3 protein-coding genes are annotated in these 1,937 nt (G+C 41.5%); all 3 read right to left on the bottom strand.

The features are described from left to right. On the bottom strand, positions 1 to 584 hold a 584-nt coding region (locus NW211_RS13730; RefSeq protein WP_258328253.1), incomplete at its 3' end, for a DUF4122 domain-containing protein. 5 nt (positions 585 to 589) lie between these two features. After that, positions 590 to 1,003 (bottom strand): DUF3408 domain-containing protein, encoded by a 414-nt coding sequence (locus tag NW211_RS13725; RefSeq protein WP_007664664.1) that lies wholly within the window; start codon positions 1,001 to 1,003, stop codon positions 590 to 592. Positions 1,004 to 1,005: 2 nt separating this feature from the next. Beyond that, positions 1,006 to 1,761 carry a ParA family protein gene (locus NW211_RS13720; protein ID WP_005794037.1) on the bottom strand — a complete coding sequence of 252 codons (756 nt, stop codon included), beginning with the start codon at positions 1,759 to 1,761 and terminating at the stop codon, positions 1,006 to 1,008. Between the last annotated feature and the right edge of the window lie 176 nt (positions 1,762 to 1,937).

The raw sequence follows: 1,937 nt of genomic DNA, 5'->3' as shown, positions 1-1,937 counted from the left end.
TTCATATCCTCTTGCGACAATCTTTTCTGCGGTACAAAATTATCCTCTACATCTTCCGGATTGACATCCTCATCAACAGGTAACTCAACCTGCTTCAACTCTATTGAGCGTGTCGGAGTCTTGCGAGCGACTTCAGGGTCTTCATAATAGATGATATTGGACTTTCCCATAACCTCATTCGGGTCATCAAAAACCACAGGCTTAATTTTAGGCTTAGGCTTTTCTTCTACGGGTGACTTCAATGTTTCATCTTGTGAAGTGTCTTCAAATCTCTTGGCAAGTTCCTCTACTATTGCTTGAGCTTCCAAATCAGAATAAGATGAAGGTTGAAATGCTTGCTCTTCAGACTGTACCTTCTGCAACATAGGTCTTTGCATTCTGGCTTTTCGCCTGTCCTTCCTCGCTTTCTCTTCCATCCGTTTCTTTCGATACTTCCACAATCTGATACGGGCAATACGAGCCCAATTGTGTAACATATTCCAGAAGTCATACATTCGCTGACTGAAAATCATATTCCATACTTTGTATAATATATAGGTTGCTGATACTGCCTTAACTGATAAATAAAAAATGGTTGTTGTCATAGTTGTTAAATTTTAGGTGGTGAAAATCGTTCTTTATAAAGTTGAGTTATCTCCTCAATGTTAAGTTCTATATGCTCTGCTATAATGTTACTGAGATAGCTTGCAATGCTGGTCTCTGGAGCAATCACGGGCAAAAAGTTCTTGATTTGCTCGTATAGCTGACGGTTCAGATACACTTGAACACGCCCCGACATCGGTGTATTCATCAAATACTTCTGTCTATAGTTGCTCTCTTCCTTTTTTTTGCGAGGCTTGGGCTTTTCTTGCACCACCTCTTCAACAGGTTCTTCCTCGGTGGTTATGGCTTCATTCAGAATCTCCTGTACAGAAGTTTCATTCTTAGAAACATTATCAGGTTCCCGCCCTGCCATATACCCCCTTATAAGATCCTCATCGACTTTTACGCTCTTCTTTGCCATAGTTATTTCAGTTTAAGTATTTCAAGAAGTTCATTGGCAAGTTCCTGTAATCCGCTTCCTTTGAGTTGCCCCGCAGGAGGAGGCAACAGCGAACATCGGAAATAGGTACGGGACGACATCGATAACTCCTTCTCGTATCGGCAAAGTTCAGGTATACTTGATTTCAGTACTTTTAATCCTGTCTTCTCCATCAACTCCGAATAGTTCTTGAGTACCTCCACATTGCTCCTTCGCTTTACCTTCGTCCAGAACATATAGATGTCCTTAAGCGGAATGCCTTTCTTTTCTGCCAAGAATCTCACCACACTGCTTGCGAAGCTGAAACTGCTATCCATTACAAAGTTGTCGGCAGCAATGGGAGTCAATACATAATCCACATTGAAAATGGTCTGTAAAACTCCGGGGACATCCATAGAACCTGGGAGGTCAATAAAAATGATGTCATACTCTCCAGTTTCAGCAAACTCTCCCGCTGTGGCGCGGGCCTCTTCGGGCCTTACCCTTTTGATAGGATAAATCTTACAACCTCGAAGTCTTTGCTCTTCAAGAAGCGTCATATACCTCTTGTTTTTCTCCACCATCTCCTTGTCTCGTTCGCGGAGATTATAAAGGCTACGCTGGGTAGCATCACAATCCACGATGGCTACACTCTTATCCATCGTATAGTTCAGGAGGCTGGCAAGGGCTACCAACATTGTACTTTTACCAACTCCACCTTTCTGGTTGCTTACTGCAACAAATACTGGCTTTTTCTTCATAACTGCAATTTTTTTAATGGTTAATTACTTATTACATTATTTGTCTATTACTTGGTTTGTTGGTTACTTGGTGATATGGTGACATTGTGCTCACCAACCAATAAGTCAACCTTTGTTTGTTGCAACGCCCCAATAATGCAATAATTATTTGCTTGCTTACTCTCACAATTTCACCA

It is taken from the genome of Barnesiella sp. ET7 (genome assembly GCF_024733785.1).
Classification (GTDB): domain Bacteria; phylum Bacteroidota; class Bacteroidia; order Bacteroidales; family Barnesiellaceae; genus Barnesiella; species Barnesiella merdigallinarum.
This window is presented reverse-complemented; position numbering and strand designations above follow the sequence as displayed.

Bases quoted from the DNA above. Each gene is read 5' to 3' on its own strand.
- NW211_RS13725 (WP_007664664.1), bottom strand. From the start codon at position 1,003: ATGGCAAAGAAGAGCGTAAAAGTCGATGAGGATCTTATAAGGGGGTAT.
- NW211_RS13720 (WP_005794037.1), bottom strand. From the start codon at position 1,761: ATGAAGAAAAAGCCAGTATTTGTTGCAGTAAGCAACCAGAAAGGTGGA.